Genomic DNA, 16831 nt, shown 5'->3' with positions numbered 1-16831 from the left:
GGCTATTCGCCGATCGAGAAGCCGGCGTCGACCTCGGTGCTCGAGTAGGACTTGAAGGCGATGTGTGTGTCGGTTCGCAGCACCCCGTCGAGCCGATTGATGCGTTCGGTGACCACCTCGGCGATCTCGGAGTGGCTGCGCACCTTCACCAGCGCGATGAGATCGACGTCGCCGGCGCACGAGTAGACCTCGCTCACCCCGGCGGTGTCGGCCACGGCGCGCGCGGTCTCCGGAATGCGATGCACATCGGCATGGATCAGGACGATCGCGGTGATCATGGGATCAGCTTAGGGAATCCGGCGCCCTTCGCGGCGTCCGATCGACTGCACGGCGCTCGCCCAGCTGTGCCAACGACCCGAACCACCCACCGGGAGGTGATACGGATCGCTGCAGCTGACGATCCGGACGCCGTCGGATTCGAGCCACCGCACCAGCAGGCCCAGCTCGTCCGGCGACGCTCCCCGCATCGCCGTGGTGTCCGGGACGACGGTCTCGGCGCCGGCGACGATCGCCTCGACCACCGGCATCGGGGGCACCCCGCGTGCGGACGTGCCCGCCGAGGCCAGCCGCCCCGATCGGACGACGACGAAATCCCATCCGCCGCTCGCCGAGCGACGGGCGGCCACGAGCTGCTCGACGCGAGCCAGGGCTGCGTAGCGCTGCATGCGGTGCGTGACGGTGATCAGGGCGGCGGTGCGATCGCGTAACCGGGCGGCCGATTCGAACAGTTCGGCGCGGGCTAGGTGGTCGATTCGATCGATGAGCCCTCGGACCAGGTTGTCGTCGAGCCCGGCGACGAAGTTCAGGAACTCGGCCGGGGCAGGGGCGTACTGCTCGGCGGTGGTCGGGGTCGCGGTGGCGGCGGGACATCCACCGACGGCCACCACCTCGCACGTGTGGGTGCGCTTCGCCGAGAGTCGGCGGGTGCACGTGCGTAGCCCGAGCGCGCGGGAGACGGTCTCGGCGACCTCGGCGGCAGTGGATCGATCGGTGAAGGGACCCAGCGCCCGGTCGGTGGGGGCGCGCACCACGGACAGGCGGGGGAACCCGTCGTCGGTGAGGGTGATCCACCATCCGCGTCGGGGGAACTTCGAGCGTCGGTTGTAGGGCGGGAGGTGGGCGACGATCAGTCGCAGTTCACGAACCCCGGCCTCGAGTGGATGCGCACACTCGACGTGGTCGACGCGCTCGGCGAGCGCCACCATCTCCTTCATCCGCCCGCGGGTCTCGGACCCGGTGAAGTACGAGCGCACGCGCCGATGCAGGTCGGTGGAGGTGCCGACGTAGAGGACCTCGTCACCGGGGCCGCGGAAGAGGTAGACCCCCGGCCGACGCGGAAGGCCGGCGGCGAGGGTGCGCTTCGCGCGGTGTGCTGCGGGAACGGCGGGGACGTAGTCGAGGAGTTCGGCGACGGTGTGTACCCCCTGGTTACCGACCCGCTCGATCAGGTGGTGCAGTACCTCCACGGTGGCGCGGGCGTCGTCGAGGGCACGGTGCGTGGGGCGAGTGGAGACCCCGAAGTGCAGAGCCAGGGACGAGAGCTTGGCCGACGGCGCTTCGTCCCGAGTGAGCACGCGGCGTGCCAGCCGCACGGTGCACAGCACGGTGAACTTCGGCCATGCGATGTCCATGGCAGTGGCGGCCGCGCGCAGGAAGCCGACGTCGAACCTGGCGTTGTGAGCCACCAGCACCGCGCCGCGGGCGAATTCGAGGAAGGTCGGGAGCACGCGATCGATCCGCGGGGCGTTCACCAGCATCGCGGTGGTGATCCCGGTGAGTTCGACGATGCGCGGGGGCACCGATCGGCCGGGGTCCACCAGGGTGGACATCTCGCCGATCACCTCGCCGCCGCGGATACGTACGGCGCCGATCTCGGTGATCGCGTCCTCGCCCGGTCGCCCGCCGGTGGTCTCGAGGTCCACCACGACGAACGTGGTCTCGCGCAGCGTGGGCGAGTCCGACCAACCGAATTCGGGCCAGTCGAACCCGAGCTGATCTGCCGCCCCGCGTGTCACTCCCACAGCACCGTCCTCTCACGCACCACCGTCCTCGAGTCCCCGACGCTAGGCCTCGGCACCGACAGCGCCGGATCGGAGAGTGAGACGAGGATCACAGTGCTGTGGATGACGGCTCGTCGGCTCGCTCGGCGGTGGGTGGCGCGCCGCGTGGCGACGCAGTCCCGACCGAGGCGGACGTGTCCGCGACCGGACTGTCGCCGGAGGGCGTTCGAACTCGCCGAAATCGAGTGGGAGCAGGAGGAACGCCTGGCGCCGACGCCCGCGCCGACCCGGATCGCAATTGCGGTGTCCGGGTGGTCGGCCACTCCAACGTGACCGGAGTCGGCAGGGAAGGATCCGACGGCGTCGGCGGGGTCGATCCCTGCCTCGGCCGCGTCGGAGGGGATCACGCGTGCGACACGCCCCGGCGTCGACTCGACAGCGACGTATGCCGTTTCGTAATCTTTCCGAGACCTCGCGGACTCAGGCGGATCGAACCCGAATCGCATCGCATGGTCACCGCCTAATCGGCCCGCACGGGCCGTACCGGGAACCCAACCGTTACACCGGGGTGAATCCCGATCAGATCCCTGCGATCTGCTCGGGTAGGGCTGATCTTCCCAGCCCGAACCCGTCAGCTAACTCGGTCGGCGGCGAGCAGGAAGAATGGAGCACACCTTTTCGTGGCGAAACACCGCAAGCCGAGCACCGTCTCACGGCCCGTTCGTAGCGTTCTCGTAGCCAGCGCCCTCACCACCGGCGCAATCGCGATCCCCGCAGCACCCGCATTCGCGGCACCGGTGACCATCCCCGGAGTCGGCACCTTCGACGTTCCCGATCAGATCCTCGCGGCCATCCCACAGCTCCCGGCACTGCCGGCGCTGCCCCAGATCGCTCCGCCCGCCCCGCAGCAGTCCTCGGTCGCACAGCGCGCCGTCGCCGCAGCCGAGAGCAAGGTCGGCGCCCCCTACGTCTACGGGGCACAGGGTCCGAGCGCTTTCGACTGCTCCGGCTTGATGAAGTGGGCCTACGCCCAGGCCGGATTGCAGCTCCCGCGCACCAGCTACGACCAGGCCGCGGCCGGCACCCCGGTGTCGCTGTCGGATTTGCGCCCCGGTGACGTCGTCTCCTTCTACGGCGGTTCGCACTCCGGCATGTACGTCGGCAACGGCAACGTGGTGCACGCGTCCACCGCCGGTGTCCCGGTGAAGATCGTGCCCCTGGCCTCGATGCCGGCAGACGGTGCGCGTCGCTACGCCTGAGGTATATGGTTTCGTGATGGGGGCGTAACCGCTCCGCGACACCTCGGTTCGTGATCGGAGAGTTCTGCACGTGTGGTCATGCAACCCCGTCCACAGTGGATCGGGTGCAGGTAGAAGGACTTCGGGGCTGGTCCGGCGCACCCTCCTGACCACCGTCGGAGCTGCGCTCGTACTCGCTGTACCCGGGGTGGTCACCATCGCTCACGCCGACCCCACCGCAGCACCACCCGCGGCGCCGGCAGCACCACCCGCGGCGCCGGAATCGCCGCAGCAGCGGCTCGCCGACCTCTCGCGTCAGTCGGAGGAGACCACCGAGGCCACGCACAACGCCCAGATCGATCTCGACGCCAAGAATGCGATTCTCGCGGATGCGCGGGCGAAGCTCGATCGTGACCAGGCCACACTCGCTGACGCGCAAGCGAAGATCGACGCACTCCAGCCGGTGATCGACACCGTCGCGCGCGCCAACTACCAGGGCGCCCGAACCAATCGACTGTTCGCGGTGATGGTCAGCAACTCACCTCAACAGATGCTCGACCAGATGTCGGCGCTCGACGTGATCTCCGCCGACACCAAGGCCCGCGTGGATACCTTCCTGCAGGCCAAGGAGACCGCAGCGGCGGCGCAGCGATCGTCGGAGCAGTCGGCGGAGGCCGCTCGACAGGCCGCCGAGCAGGCCAAGGCAGTGGCGGACGACCTCACTGCCAAGCAGTCGACACTGCAGGCGCAGATCGGTGACGTGCTCGCGGCGTACGCCACGCTCAGCAGCGACGACAAGACGGCCCTGGCGGGATCACCGTTCCCGCCCGGCTTCGATTCCGCGACCGTGCTGAAGAACCTGACCCCCGGGTCCGAGACCGGAGCACTGCAGGCAGCGTTCACCCAGATCGGTAAGCCCTACGTGTGGGGCGCCACCGGGCCGGACGGCTTCGACTGCTCGGGCCTGATGGTGTGGGCGTACAAGCAGGTGGGAAAGATCCTGCCCCGGTCGAGTCAGTCGCAGGCCCAGGGTGGGATCCCGGTGAACCCGGCGGATCTTCGTCCTGGCGACCTGGTGATCTTCTACCCCGACGCCTCCCACGTGGGGATGTACGTCGGGAACGGCAACATCATCCACGCCTCCACCTTCGGGGTGCCCGTACGTGTGGAATCGATGTCCCGATGGCCCATCTTCGCAGCTCGTCGCTATTGATGTCGTCGGCTCTGCGTGTGCCGGTCCTGGTGCTGGCCGCGATCCTGCTGGTCGGCGGTTGCGCCGGGAACGCTGCTCCGTCGCAGCCCCCGACGAGCACCACCCCGGCGCCGAGTCCCTTCGAGAAGCAACGCCTCGACGCGGTCACCGCGACCCTCACCGCCTGGACCACGGCGCTGCGCAACGATGACGAGACCGCGCTGCGCAGCCTCTTCGATCCGGCCGCCCCGCCGGAGTTCGTCCAGTCCGAGCTCGCGCGAGCGCGCAACCTGCAGGGCGTTCCGTTCTCGGACTTCGGCTACGAGATCGGCTCGCAGCCGGAGACCCCGGTGTCGTCCGCGCTGGCCGCGACGGTTCCCGGTGCCGTCGACCTGTGGGCGCCCGAGGTGTTGCTGAGGTACGCCATCAGCGACTCCGACATCGGGCCCACCCGCCGGCCGGTCTCCCTCCTGCTCGCCCGCCGCGGCGACAGCTGGAAGCTCGTGTCGGACAGCACGATTGCGAACTCGAACCGGGTCACCTGGCGGGGTCCGTGGGACTTCGGCCCGGTGATCGTCTCGCGGGTCGACACCGGCGGCACCACCTCGACGGTGCTCGGTCACCCGGATCGCCGCGCCTTCGTCGACGCACTGGCGGCCGAACTGCGTACCGCGGTACCGGCGGTGACCGACTACTGGGGTCAGGGCTGGTCTCGCCGGGCAGTGGTGATGGTGGCCGACTCCGATGCCGAGTTCGCCGCGGAGGTCGGATCGGCGTCACGCAATGCGGACGTGGCCGCCTCGACCATCTCCGATCCCGTCACCGGCCCGTTCGTGACCGGTCAGCGGGTGGTGTTCGGGCCCGCGGCCGCCGATCGCCTCACGAGCGATTCGCTGCGGACCGTGCTCCGGCACGAACTCACTCACGTGGCGGTGCGGTCGGCCACCGTCGACGGCGCACCGCTGTGGGTTCTCGAAGGGTTGGCCGACTACAGCGGCTATCGGGGTGACCCGCGGCCGTTCTCCACGCTCGCACCGGTGCTGACCGCCCTCGTCCGCGCCAATGGTGCGCCGACCGTTCTGCCTGCCGACGCGGACTTCGCCGCCCCCGGTGATCAGGGCGCGCTGGCGTACGAATCGGCCTATTCGGCGTGGCTCTACATCGCCACGCGGTACGGGGAGGCGTCCCAGCGAACGCTCTACCGCTCGCTCGCGACCATCACCGACGACTCGATCCGCCGCGCTCTGACCTCGGGTGCCCTCACCACCCTGCTGGGGGTCGACTACGACGCGTTCGTGGCGGGGTGGGGTGCGTGGGTCGCCCAGCAGGTCCGAACGTGATGCGTCGAACCCTGTTGGTCACCAACGACTTCCCGCCGCGCCCGGGCGGAATCCAGTCCTACCTGCACACCTTCGCCTCCCTGCTGCCCCCCGAGCAGCTCGTGGTGTACGCCCCGCGCTGGCGGGGCGACTCGCACGTGCGCTTCGACGCGCAGCAACCGTACGAGGTGGTTCGTCACCCCACCACGCTGATGGTCCCGACACCGTTCGTCGCGCGGCGCGCGCAGCAGCTGGTCCGCGCGCACGGCATCGAGACGGTGTGGTTCGGAGCCGCGGCGCCGCTGGCCCTGCTGGGTCCGGCGGTGCGGCGCAGTGGAGCTCATCGTGTCGTCGCCTCGACGCACGGTCACGAGGTGGGCTGGTCGATGCTTCCCGCGGCGCGCCAGGCACTGCGGCGTATCGGCGACACGGCGGATGTGATCACGTACGTGAGCAGGTACACGCGCTCGCGGTTCTCCTCGGCCTTCGGCCCGCGGGCAGGTCTCGAGCACGTCCCACCCGGCGTCGACACCACGGTGTTCGCTCCGGACCCGGCCGCGCGTGCCGATCTGCGGGCCCGCTACGGGCTCGGCGAGCGGCCGGTGGTGCTGTGTCTGTCGCGGCTGGTTCCGCGCAAGGGTCAGGACCAGCTGATCAGAGCACTACCGTCCATCCGCGCTCGCATCGACGGTGCCGTCCTGGTGATCGTGGGCGGAGGTCCGTACGCGGGCACCCTGCGCGAGTTGGCACGCTCGCACGGGGTGAGCGAGCACGTGCTGTTCGTGGGATCGGTGGCGGGCTCGGAACTGGCGGCCCACCACAACCTCGCCGACGTCTTCGCGATGCCCAGCCGCACCCGCGGTGGCGGTCTGGATGTGGAGGGCCTCGGGATCGTCTATCTCGAAGCCTCGGCGTCCGGGGTCCCGGTGATCGCCGGAACATCGGGGGGTGCGCCGGAGACGGTGATCGAGGGCGAGACCGGACATGTGGTCGACGGAACGTCGGTCGCCGCGGTTGCCGACGGCGTGGTCGCCGTCCTCGCCGACCCGGATCGGGCTCGGCAGATGGGGGCGGCCGGGCGTCGATTCGTCGAGTCGGCCTGGCGCTGGGACGATCTCGCGGCTCGGCTCCGTCGTCACCTCGGTGACGGCGGTATGTGACCTCGGCGAAGACGGTATGTGACAGTGGTCCCATGAGCAGCATTCAGGTCGCCGACCAGAGCTTCGTCGCCGCGCCGGCCGAACACGTGGCCGCGGCGATCGCCCAACCGCGGCGCTGGCGCGGTTGGTTCGAGGGTCTGACCCTGACCGTCGTGCAGGATCGTGGTCCGCTGGGCGTGCGGTGGTCGGTGGGGGGCGAGCTGACCGGGACCATGGAGGTGTGGCTCGAGCCATCGCTCGACGGGGTGATCGTGCACTATTTCCTGCACGCCGAGCCGACGGGGTCGACGGGGTCGACGGCCGATGTGGCGGCTCTCACACGGGCGCGTCGCGAGGCCGGCAAGGCCATGGCCTTCGAGGTCAAGGCCGAGCTCGAATCGGGCCGCGCGCCGGGCGAGCCACCGCGGTTCTGATGGAGAATTCATCGCCGCTGTTGCCGGTGCGATGGTGTGCGCGGCGCTCGAGTGCGCCAAGATGGGCGCACAGCCCGGCCCACTACCGATATCCGGCCCACTACCGATAGGGAGTCACCTCAGCATGGCAGACAGGACCACGAGGTCGATCGTCGTCAAGGCCCCTGCCTCCCGGGTGATGGACGTGATCGCCGACTTCGACGCGTATCCGGAGTGGGTGGAGGCCGCCAAGTCGGTGGAGGTGCTCGAGTCGGCCGACGACGGGCGCGCCAGCAGGGTGCGGTTCGTGCTGGACGCGGGCATGGTCAAGGACACCTACGAACTGCTCTACCAGTGGCAGGACGACGGGCTCGGTGTCTCCTGGCACCTGGTGAGCGGCACGCTGCAGAAGGCGCAGTCCGGTTCGTACGTTCTGCGCGAGAGCGGTGACGGCACCGAGGTGGTCTACGAACTCACCGTCGACCTCGCGATCCCGATGATCGGACTGTTCAAGCGCAAGGCCGAGAAGGTCATCACCGATACCGCACTGTCGGAGCTGAAGAAGCGGGTCGAGGGCTGACCGAGGGCGCCGGTGCTCGTATGCGCACGCGCGTGGAGCTCGTGGTCGGTGCCGGGGGGGTGGGCAGATCCACCGTCGCGGCGGCGATCTGCGCCCGCGCCGGCGCCGCGGGTGACCGGGTTCTGCTGATCTGCCTCGACGGGCGCCCAGCTGTTGCGGCCCGGCAGCTGCCGGGGGTCGATGTCGAGGTGGTCGATGCGGTTCACCTGCTGCGCGAGCGCTACCGCACGGTGAACACGTTCGCGCGCGCCGCGGGGATGCATCAGCACACCGGTTCGGTGTCGATGCCCGACCCCGACGAGATCACCGGCCTACCCGGCGCGGAGGAGCTTGTCGCGCTGAACCGGTTGCGGGAGGTCGTCGACACCGGGACCCACGATGTCGTCGTGGTGGACTGTCCGCCGGGACGTGCTTTCACGCGGCTGGCCGGTGTCCCCGCGCAGGTGCGGCACTACCTCGAGAGTGTGTGGCCCGAGCATGTTCGGGTGAGCGCCGCGATCGGGTCCGACGCGCGGGCTGCCACCCTGGCCGCTCTGGTCGATCGACTCGACTCGGTGGCCGCGAGGATTGCGGACATGCTCGCCGACGGCCAGTGTGTGGGGGCCACCATCGTCTCGGCAGCGGACGAGAGATCCCTCACCGTCACCCGAGAGTTGTTGGCCGCCAACGCCTTGATCGGCATCAGGACCGACCGCGTCGTGATCAACCGCGTGCTGCCCGAGTTCGGGTCCGCGCCGACCTCCGTCCTCGGCGTGCATCCGGCGGTGTACTGGTACGCAGCGGTGGGGGCGACCGAGCGCGCTGTTCTCGACCATTTCGTGGCCGAGGTCGATCCGCTGCGCGTGGTCGCGGTCGTGGACGATGTCGGCGAGCCGGTAGGATCGGCAGCCCTGGACCGGATCGGTCGGGCCGTGCAGGATCCGGACCTGGCGTGGGGGACCGAGTCGTTCCCGGCAACCGTTCCGCAGGTGAGGCTCGAGTCGGGCTCCGGTGTGGACTCCGTGTATGTGATGACAGTGCATCTGCCCTTCGTGGACGCGAACGAGGTGGGTGTCGGACGTGTGGAGGACGACGTGATCATCAGTGCCGGACACGTGCACCGACGGTTCCGTCTCGCCTCGGTCCTTCGGCGGTGCGACGTGGTCGGGGCGGAGTTCGACGATGACACGCTGATCCTTCGATTCACCCCCGACCCTGCGGTGTGGCCGCTATGACCGAACGCGACCTGGCGGGGGAGTTCCGCGCTGTCGCAGACGCTCTGCTCGATCGCCTCGAGCCGATGATCGCCCGCCTGGACGATCCCGAGGCGCCGCACTGGCAGGGCTGCTCGTGGTGCCCGCTGTGCGCGGCGGCCGCGCTGCTGCGCGGTGAGCAGCACGAGCTCCTCACGCGTGCCGGTCTCGAGCTGGACTCGGTTCTGGCGGTTCTGCGGGAACTGCTGGGCGATGCCGTGCCCGCCCCGCCGGCACCGGACACGGCCGCCACTGACACGCCCGCCACGCCCGAGCCGCCGCGCGGTCGGTACCGGCCGATTTCGGTGACCATCAACCCCCGAGCGTCCACCACGTCCGACACTGCCGGGGACTCGGACACGTGACGGGCAGAGGCCGTGGTCGCAGCCGGTTGACCATCGGTATCGATGTGGGCGGGACGAGTATTCGTGCCGCGGTGGTCGACGCCGACGGCCAGGTCGTCGACTCGGCGCAGGCCCCCACCCCGCAGGCATCGCGTGCACTCGAGGATGGAATCGACCGTGCCGTGCGCGAACTCGCGTCCCGGCACGAGGTTGCTGCCGTCGGGCTCGCGGTGGCCGGGTTCATCAACTCCGACCGCACCGTCGTTCGATTCGCGCCCCACCTGCCGTGGGTCAACCGTCCCGTCGCGCGCGAGATGACGGCACGTCTGGGGCTTCCGGTGATCCTCGAGCACGACGCCAACGCAGCGGCATGGGCCGAGCACCGCTTCGGCGCGGCTGCCGGTGCGGGCAACGTGGTGGTGGTTGCGATCGGCACCGGCATCGGAGCGGCGCTGCTCGTGGACGGTGTCATCTATCGCGGGTCGTACGGGATCGCGCCCGAGCTCGGTCACCTGCAGGTGGTGCCCAACGGGCGGTCCTGCTCGTGTGGCAAGCAGGGGTGCTGGGAGCGTTACTGCAGTGGCACGGCGCTGGTGGACACCGCGACCGAGCTGCTGGCCGCGGACCCGACCGGCTCGACGGTGCTCGCCCGCGAAGCTCAGCTCGACCCCGGGTCCCTGACCGGACGGCGCATCGCCGGGGCGGCCCAGGACGGTGACGTGGTGGCGATCGCGACCATGGCGGAGTTCGCGCGCTGGCTGGGGATCGGTTTGGCGTTGGTCTCCGATGTCTACGACCCCGATCGGATCGTGATTGCCGGGGGTGTCGCGAGTTCGGCAGCGCTCTATCTCGATGCTGCGCGCGATCACTACGCGAGCACCATCACCGGGGCCGGGCAACGGCCCCTCGCGCGGATCCGCGCCACACAGCTCGGTGAGGCGGCGGGCATGATCGGCGCGGCGGAACTCGCGCGAATGGAGATCGGTGCGTCCTCGCGCGTGTGACCTGTGTCGGTGCGCCGGTTCTGAATGTGGCTACAGTCATATTGCCCTTGTAGAGTCACCATCACGGCACGTCGTGCCGTAACTGTTGTTCCCATCGAGGGGGTTGCGGCGAGCATGTGGTACTGGCTGTTCAAGTACGTCCTGCTCGGACCGCTGCTGCACCTGATCGGCCGTCCTGCCGTCGTCGGACTCGAGAACGTCCCCACGGACGGATCCGCAATCCTGGCCAGCAACCACCAGGCGGTCACAGATTCCTTCTTCCTTCCGCTCGTGGTCACGCGCCGCATCACCTTCCTGGCCAAGAGCGAGTACTTCACGGGAACCGGTCTCAAGGGTGCGTTCCAGCGGTGGTTCTTCTCGTCGGTGGGCCAGGTGCCCATCGATCGCACCGGTGCGGACGCGGCTCAGAACGCCCTCGACGCCGGTAAGCGCGTGCTGCGGGACGGCAAGTTGCTCGGCATCTACCCGGAGGGCACCCGTTCACCCGATGGCCGCCTCTACAAGGGCAAGACCGGGTTGGCCCGTCTGGCCCTCGAGTCGGGCGCGCCGGTGATCCCCGTGGCGATGATCGGAACCGAGAAGGTCAATCCCATCGGGTCGCGCATCTGGCGTCCGGGCAAGGTGGTCGTCAAGATCGGCACCCCCCTCGACTTCTCCCGGTACGAGGGGATGGCGGGGAACCGCTTCGTCGAGCGGGCAGTCGCGGACGAGGTGATGTACGAACTGATGAAGCTCAGCGGTCAGGAGTACGTCGACGTCTACGCGGCCAGCGTCAAGGACGCGGCGGCCGCAGGTGGGGAGGCGGGCACCGCCCGACCTCCCGCCCGATTTCCCGACACACGCGCCGGCTGATCCGCCGAACGACCCTCGCTAGCGTCGCGTACCCCACCGCGCCCAGAACGCGATAACTCCGAGGGTGACGAGCCCCCACCACAGGTACGACGACGCGACGATCTGATCCCACAGGGGAAGGCCCAGACCCTCCGCGCGGTCACCGGCTCCGATCCTCCAGTGCTCGGCGGCGCGGAAGACGACGACACCCGCTGCCGTCAGCACCGCCAGGGTGACGCTGCGACGGGTGAGCGCGGCCCAACCGAGGGCGGCCAGCATCGGCACCGTCCACACCCAGTGGTGCGACCACGACACCGGCGAGACGACGAGCCCCAGCATCGCGGTGGTGCACACGGCCACGACGACGTCCCGCCGAGCGAGCGCGGCGCGAATTCCCACGGCGGCGACAGCCAGGACCACCGCCGAGAGTAGAACCCACAGCACGGTCCGCGTGGTGGGGTCCAGGCCCGTACGCGCCAGCATCCCGGTCATCGACAGGTTGGAGATGTAGGCGGGGTTGCCAATGCGGTCGGAATCGGTGATGACGGTGAACCAGTAGGTGACCGAGTCCGAGAAGGTCAGAGCGAATCCCAGGGCCGTGAAGGCGAGGAAGCTCAACGCGGACACCACTGCGGCGCGATGGTCGCGGCGCAGCAGGAAGTAGAGCACGAACACCGCCGGTGTCAGCTTGATGGCGGTGACCAGCCCGATCAGCGTTCCGCGTGGCCACGGGGTGCGCGGGAGCAGCGTGTCGAGTACCACCAGGGCCATCAGGATGATGTTGATCTGGCCGTAGTCCAGGGTCGATGTCACCGGTTCGAGTGCGAAACCGCCCGCGGTCACCGCCCCGGTCACCAGCAACCGCGTGCGCAACGTGAACTGGCCGACCGCGCCCGTCCCGCCCGGCTCGCCGTTGCTCATCAGGGCACCGATGGTCACGAAGACCGTGACCGACAGCAGGAGAATCGACGCGATCGTCGTGATCGTGGATGCGGCCGTCAGACCGATCAGCGCCATCGGGGCGAAGGCGAGCGCCGCGGTCGGGGGATAGGTGAAGGGCAGTGCGATGTCGTAGAACGTCGCCGGGAGTACGCCGTAGAGATCGCGCCCGTCGAGCACTGCGCGGCCACCGATTCGGTAGACGTCGAGATCGAGCCGATAGTGCAGCCCGAACTCCCGCCACGGTGGGAGTCCGACGAGGTAGTAGGTGACCGACGCCGCCAACGCGATCAGCACCAGTACCTCGAGGATCGGGCGAAGCCGCGACGGGATCCGCGGCACGGTGCCCGGGGTGAGGTTCATTCGGTGCTGCGTGTCCCGTCTGCGGTTGGCACCGCTCGTTCCGTCTGCTGTCCCGGCCGCTGTAGCCTCGCTCGCGTGCGCTACTTCTACGACTGCGAGTTCATCGAAGATGGTCGCACAATCGATCTGGTGTCCATCGGTGTGGCCGCCGAGGACGGTCGGGAGTACTACGCGGTGTCCACCGAGTTCGACCCCGATCGGGCCGGGCCCTGGGTGCGCCGCAACGTCCTACCCCGGTTGCCGCCGCCGTCGTCACCGCTGTGGCGTTCTCGCGCCCGGATTCGCGACGAGTTGCTCGACTTCCTCGCCGTCGGCGACGGTCCGACGGAGCTGTGGGCCTGGGTCGGTGCGTACGACCACGTGGCTCTCTGCCAGCTGTGGGGCCCGATGACAGCCCTGCCGCGCGCGGTGCCGCGCTACACCCGAGAACTCAAGCAGCTGTGGGAGGACCGGGGGAGTCCCCACATCCCGCCTGTTCCCGACGATGCCCACGACGCCCTGGCCGACGCGCGCCACAACCTTGCGAAGTATCGGGCGATCACGGCCGGTGACCAGCACTGAGCACCCATTGGTGCGGGGCCCCGCGCGCAACACTTACCCTTGACCGGTGAACTGGACAGTCGACGTTCCGATCGAGCGCCTCCCCGAATTGCCCCCACTGCCGGACGACATGCGCGAGCAACTGGCCAGGGCACTGGCCAAGCCCGCAGCACAGCAGCCCAACTGGGCGGCCGACCAGGCCGAGGCGATGCGCAAGGTGCTCGAGAGTGTCCCGCCGATCACCGTTGCCAGTGAGGTCGAGATCCTCTCCGACAAGCTCGCGGCCGTCGCGCGGGGCGAGGCGTTCCTCCTGCAGGGCGGAGACTGCGCCGAGACCTTCTTCGACAACACCGAGCCGCACATCAAGGGCAACATTCGCACCTTGTTGCAGATGGCCGTGGTGCTCACGTACGGCGCGTCGATGCCGGTGGTGAAGGTGGCCCGCATTGCCGGGCAGTACGCCAAGCCGCGCTCGTCGAACACCGATGCTCTCGGGTTGCAGTCCTACCGCGGCGACATGATCAATTCGATCGTCGCCGAGGAATCGGTGCGCACCCACGATCCGTCACGACTGGTGCGTGCGTACGCCAACGCGAGCGCCGCGATGAACCTGGTGCGCGCACTCACCGGGGCGGGTATGGCCGACCTTCACCGCGTGCACGACTGGAACCGTGAGTTCGTGCAGAGTTCGCCGGCCGGCGCCCGGTACGAGCAGTTGGCGTCGGAGATCGACCGGGGCTTGAAGTTCATGGACGCCTGCGGTGTCACGGACCCGAATCTGCACCAGGCCACCATCTTTGCCAGCCACGAGGCGCTGGTCCTGGACTACGAGCGCGCGATGCTGCGCCTGGACACCGATTCCGAGCATCCCAAGCTCTACGACCTCTCGGCGCACTTCCTCTGGATCGGTGACCGCACCCGCCAGCTCGACGGTGCCCACATTGCCTTCGCGGAACTGGTGTCCAACCCGATCGGGCTCAAGATCGGCCCGACCACCACGCCCGAGATGGCGGTGGAGTACGTCGAGCGTCTCGATCCCACCAACAAGCCCGGCCGGTTGACCCTGATCTCACGTATGGGCAACAGCAAGGTTCGCGATCTGTTGCCCGCGATCATCGAGAAGGTCGAGGCCACCGGGCACCGCGTCATCTGGCAGTGCGACCCGATGCACGGCAACACGCACGAGGCGTCCACCGGCTACAAGACGCGCCACTTCGACCGCATCGTCGACGAGGTCCAGGGCTTCTTCGAGGTTCACCACCGGCTCGGAACGCACCCCGGTGGTATCCACGTCGAGCTCACCGGGGAGAACGTCACCGAGTGCCTCGGTGGTGCGCAGGACATCTCCGACATCGATCTCTCCGGCCGTTACGAGACCGCCTGCGACCCGCGTCTGAACACCATGCAGTCCCTCGAGTTGGCGTTCCTGGTGGCGGAGATGCTCCGCGGCTGACCGCTCAGGGCAGGGCGGTGATGGTGACCGTGCTGCCGGGCTCAACCCGCTGACCAGAGCTCGGGTTCTGATTGATCACCAGCGAGCGCTTGGACGAGCTCACCTGCTGCACCACCACCTGCAGGCCCAGGTCGGAGAGTGTGCTGGTGGCGGATTCGACCGTTCTCGCCAACACCATCGGGACGGGCACGGCGTTCGACAGCTTCAGTGTGACGGGGGTACCGGCGGGCAGCGTGGTGCCCACCGCGGGGTCGGTCGCGCTGACGTTGCCGGCGTCGACGGCGGCGTCGAACACCGTCTGCACCGTCGACACACTCAGGCCGGCCGCGCTCAGCGCCGCGCGAGCATCGGCCTCCGACCGGCCCACCACCGACGGCACCTGCACCGGCGGTGAGCCCTTGCTGACCACGAGGTCCACGCGGCTTCCGACGGCCACTGTCGCATTCGGTGCCGGGGACAGCCGCACCACCGTTCCCAGCGGCGCCTGTGTGCTGAACTCCTCGGGCGCACGGCCAGGGGTCAGGGTGCGTTCCCGCAGCGCGGTTTCCACGTCGGCGATCGAACTGCCCACAGTGATGGTGGGGACCGTCGGTCGACCGAGCGAATACACGACCGTGACGGTGCCCCCGCGCGAGACTCGACTGCCCGCGGGTGGATCGGTGCCGAGCGGAGCGTCGGCGGGAACGGCGTCCGAATAGTCGCCGCGCTCCACAGCGGAGAACCCCGCCGCCTCGATGGTGGTCACCGCCGTGCCGCGGTCCATGCCGGTGGTGTCGGGTACGGCGCCGAATCTGCCCGCTGCCAGCCACCAGCCGGTGGCCCCGAGCGCCGCGGCGAGCAGCACGATCGCGACGAGCCAGATCAGAACCGTACGACGCGACCTGCGCCGATCGGCCTCGAAGTCGGGAAACTCGAAGCTCTTGCGCGGCTGTGCCGTTCGGACGACATGCTGCGCCGGTGGTACCTGCTCCATGTAGCTGGTCGGCTCGGCCTCGCGCTCGGTGGCGACGGTGACCACCCGCGTGGGGTTGGGCTGCGGCACGGGATCGGGCCGGAGCGCGGGGGTGGCAAGCGGTGCGGGGTCCTGCGCAGCGGGGGTCATCCGCGGAGCTGCGAGGGTGCGTGCGCTGAGGTGTTCGGCAGAGCTGGCCGGTGCGGGAACCCGGTAGCGCGGCAGCGCGAGATCGACGCTGATGTCGGCGAGAGCCGCGCTCATCGCAGCTGCGTTGGGGAAGCGTTGTGCGGGATCGCGTGAGGTGGCGCCCCGAACCAGCGCGTCGAACTCCGGTGGCACGCCCTCGATGCGTGAGCTCGGCGCGGGCACGTCGTGGTCGATCCTCTGGTAGGCGATCGACAACGACGTATCACCGGTGAACGGTGTTGTGCCGGTGAGGATCTCGAACAGGAGGATGCCTGCCGAATAGACGTCGCTGCGTGCGTCGCCGCGACCGTCGGTGACCTGTTCGGGGGAGAGGTACGCCGCCGTTCCCAGGATCACACTGTTCGAGGTGACGGTCGTCGCGGCCACTGCCCGGACCAGCCCGAAGTCGGCGATCTTGACGTCGCCGTCATCGGAGATCAGTACGTTCTCGGGCTTGATGTCCCGATGAACCAGGCCCGCCCGGTGCGCGACACCGAGAGCATCGAGCACCGGTTGCATCACCGCCGCCGCAGCGTGCGCGGGCATGGGACCGCGCTCGCGCAACAGTTCGCGCAACGTTCCGCCGATCACCAGCTCCATCACCAGGAACGCCACGTCGCCGTCGCTGCCATGGTCGTACACAGCCACCAGGCCGGGGTTGTTCAGTCGCGCCACCGCCCGAGCCTCGAAGGCGAACCGCTGTACGAACGCGGGATCCGCGGCGTACTGCGGGTCCATGATCTTGATCGCGACCGGTCGATCCAGTCGAATATCGAGCCCGCGGTACACCGTCGACATGCCGCCACGCGCGATCGGAGCCTCGACCCGATACCGCCGATCGATCAGCGCTCCGACAAGCGCGGTGCTCGATGCACTCACCCTGCGCCTGCTCTCATTGGCCGTGCCCTCACTGGTCCCACTCTCGCTCTGCCCACCGTGTGCGGGCTGCACACGATGGTAACCAGCGGGCGTTGGAGCACGCCGTCACGATCAGAACGGGGGTGGGTCGTGTGGGGTGGGTGTGTGGAGGGCGTCGAGTGCGGCGCGGTTGTGGGCGCGTTGGGTGCGGCGGCGTGCGTGTTTGTCGGCGAGGCGGCTGCGTA

At 69.1% G+C, this 16831-nt stretch carries 16 protein-coding genes and 1 riboswitch; of the genes, 12 read left to right on the top strand and 4 right to left on the bottom strand.

Annotation, left to right across the window (positions count from 1 at the left end; genetic code table 11):
• Positions 1-2 precede the first annotated feature (2 nt).
• Entirely contained in the window at positions 3-278 is a 276-nt protein-coding gene (locus ACY48E_RS07700; RefSeq protein ID WP_462871562.1) for an Lrp/AsnC family transcriptional regulator, read from the bottom strand.
• A 9-nt stretch (positions 279-287) separates the two neighbouring features.
• Positions 288-2015, bottom strand: a complete 1728-nt coding sequence (locus ACY48E_RS07695) for a DEDD exonuclease domain-containing protein (protein ID WP_462871806.1) — start codon at positions 2013-2015, stop codon at positions 288-290.
• 492 nt (positions 2016-2507) lie between these two features.
• Positions 2508-2665, top strand: a riboswitch (cyclic di-AMP (ydaO/yuaA leader).
• 15 nt (positions 2666-2680) lie between these two features.
• Between ACY48E_RS07695 and ACY48E_RS07690 the strand changes: the two genes are divergently transcribed.
• The 10 genes from ACY48E_RS07690 to ACY48E_RS07645 all read left to right on the top strand — a co-directional run bounded on the left by ACY48E_RS07690 (position 2681) and on the right by ACY48E_RS07645 (position 11313).
• Positions 2681-3259, top strand: a complete 579-nt coding sequence (locus ACY48E_RS07690; RefSeq protein ID WP_462871561.1) for a C40 family peptidase — start codon at positions 2681-2683, stop codon at positions 3257-3259.
• Positions 3260-3386: 127 nt separating this feature from the next.
• Complete coding sequence (locus tag ACY48E_RS07685) at positions 3387-4451, top strand: C40 family peptidase (protein WP_462871805.1); 1065 nt, start codon at positions 3387-3389, stop codon at positions 4449-4451.
• Positions 4421-5770 (top strand): hypothetical protein, encoded by a 1350-nt coding sequence (locus ACY48E_RS07680; protein ID WP_462871560.1) that lies wholly within the window; start codon positions 4421-4423, stop codon positions 5768-5770. The genes ACY48E_RS07685 and ACY48E_RS07680 overlap by 31 nt, the downstream gene beginning before the upstream one ends.
• A complete protein-coding gene (locus ACY48E_RS07675) occupies positions 5770-6909 on the top strand; it encodes a glycosyltransferase family 4 protein (protein WP_462871804.1) in 1140 nt (379 codons plus the stop codon). The genes ACY48E_RS07680 and ACY48E_RS07675 overlap by 1 nt, the downstream gene beginning before the upstream one ends.
• 32 nt (positions 6910-6941) lie before the next feature.
• A complete protein-coding gene (locus tag ACY48E_RS07670; protein ID WP_462871559.1) occupies positions 6942-7322 on the top strand; it encodes a polyketide cyclase / dehydrase and lipid transport in 381 nt (126 codons plus the stop codon).
• A 124-nt stretch (positions 7323-7446) separates the two neighbouring features.
• Positions 7447-7881 carry an SRPBCC family protein gene (locus tag ACY48E_RS07665; protein ID WP_462871558.1) on the top strand — a complete coding sequence of 145 codons (435 nt, stop codon included), beginning with the start codon at positions 7447-7449 and terminating at the stop codon, positions 7879-7881.
• Positions 7882-7901: 20 nt separating this feature from the next.
• Complete coding sequence (locus ACY48E_RS07660; protein WP_462871557.1) at positions 7902-9095, top strand: ArsA family ATPase; 1194 nt, start codon at positions 7902-7904, stop codon at positions 9093-9095.
• The gene (locus ACY48E_RS07655) at positions 9092-9478 is read left to right on the top strand and encodes a hypothetical protein (protein WP_462871556.1); all 387 of its coding nucleotides are present in this window, start codon (positions 9092-9094) and stop codon (positions 9476-9478) included. The genes ACY48E_RS07660 and ACY48E_RS07655 overlap by 4 nt, the downstream gene beginning before the upstream one ends.
• Positions 9475-10461, top strand: a complete 987-nt coding sequence (locus ACY48E_RS07650) for an ROK family protein (protein WP_462871555.1) — start codon at positions 9475-9477, stop codon at positions 10459-10461. The genes ACY48E_RS07655 and ACY48E_RS07650 overlap by 4 nt, the downstream gene beginning before the upstream one ends.
• Positions 10462-10575: 114 nt before the next feature.
• Positions 10576-11313 carry a lysophospholipid acyltransferase family protein gene (locus ACY48E_RS07645; protein WP_462871554.1) on the top strand — a complete coding sequence of 246 codons (738 nt, stop codon included), beginning with the start codon at positions 10576-10578 and terminating at the stop codon, positions 11311-11313.
• Positions 11314-11331: 18 nt separating this feature from the next.
• Here ACY48E_RS07645 and ACY48E_RS07640 read toward each other — a convergent pair whose 3' ends face one another.
• The gene (locus tag ACY48E_RS07640; protein ID WP_462871553.1) at positions 11332-12594 is read right to left on the bottom strand and encodes a glycosyltransferase 87 family protein; all 1263 of its coding nucleotides are present in this window, start codon (positions 12592-12594) and stop codon (positions 11332-11334) included.
• Between the two features lie 75 nt (positions 12595-12669).
• Between ACY48E_RS07640 and ACY48E_RS07635 the strand changes: the two genes are divergently transcribed.
• Together ACY48E_RS07635 and ACY48E_RS07630 are read left to right on the top strand one after the other, a co-directional pair.
• Positions 12670-13155: a polyadenylate-specific 3'-exoribonuclease AS gene (locus ACY48E_RS07635; RefSeq protein ID WP_462871552.1), complete on the top strand. Its 486-nt coding sequence runs from the start codon at positions 12670-12672 to the stop codon at positions 13153-13155.
• 46 nt (positions 13156-13201) lie between these two features.
• Complete coding sequence (locus tag ACY48E_RS07630) at positions 13202-14587, top strand: class II 3-deoxy-7-phosphoheptulonate synthase (RefSeq protein ID WP_462871551.1); 1386 nt, start codon at positions 13202-13204, stop codon at positions 14585-14587.
• A gap of 4 nt (positions 14588-14591) precedes the next feature.
• On the opposite strand, the gene pknB is transcribed toward ACY48E_RS07630, so the two are convergent.
• Positions 14592-16607, bottom strand: coding sequence for a Stk1 family PASTA domain-containing Ser/Thr kinase (pknB, locus tag ACY48E_RS07625; protein ID WP_462871550.1), 2016 nt, complete (start codon positions 16605-16607; stop codon positions 14592-14594).
• Positions 16608-16831: the final 224 nt, after the last annotated feature.

This window comes from Rhodococcus sp. AZ1, from assembly GCF_054979605.1.
The sequence above is the reverse complement of the archived record's forward strand: the minus strand, read 5'-3'. Positions and strand labels throughout refer to the sequence as shown.

Coding starts and splice junctions, on each gene's coding strand:
- ACY48E_RS07670 (WP_462871559.1), top strand. CDS start 6,942: ATGAGCAGCATTCAGGTCGCCGACCAGAGCTTCGTCGCCGCGCCGGCC.
- ACY48E_RS07660 (WP_462871557.1), top strand. CDS start 7,902: ATGCGCACGCGCGTGGAGCTCGTGGTCGGTGCCGGGGGGGTGGGCAGA.
- ACY48E_RS07665 (WP_462871558.1), top strand. CDS start 7,447: ATGGCAGACAGGACCACGAGGTCGATCGTCGTCAAGGCCCCTGCCTCC.
- ACY48E_RS07680 (WP_462871560.1), top strand. CDS start 4,421: ATGGCCCATCTTCGCAGCTCGTCGCTATTGATGTCGTCGGCTCTGCGT.
- ACY48E_RS07645 (WP_462871554.1), top strand. CDS start 10,576: ATGTGGTACTGGCTGTTCAAGTACGTCCTGCTCGGACCGCTGCTGCAC.
- ACY48E_RS07675 (WP_462871804.1), top strand. CDS start 5,770: ATGCGTCGAACCCTGTTGGTCACCAACGACTTCCCGCCGCGCCCGGGC.
- ACY48E_RS07640 (WP_462871553.1), bottom strand. CDS start 12,594: ATGAACCTCACCCCGGGCACCGTGCCGCGGATCCCGTCGCGGCTTCGC.
- ACY48E_RS07700 (WP_462871562.1), bottom strand. CDS start 278: ATGATCACCGCGATCGTCCTGATCCATGCCGATGTGCATCGCATTCCG.
- ACY48E_RS07655 (WP_462871556.1), top strand. CDS start 9,092: ATGACCGAACGCGACCTGGCGGGGGAGTTCCGCGCTGTCGCAGACGCT.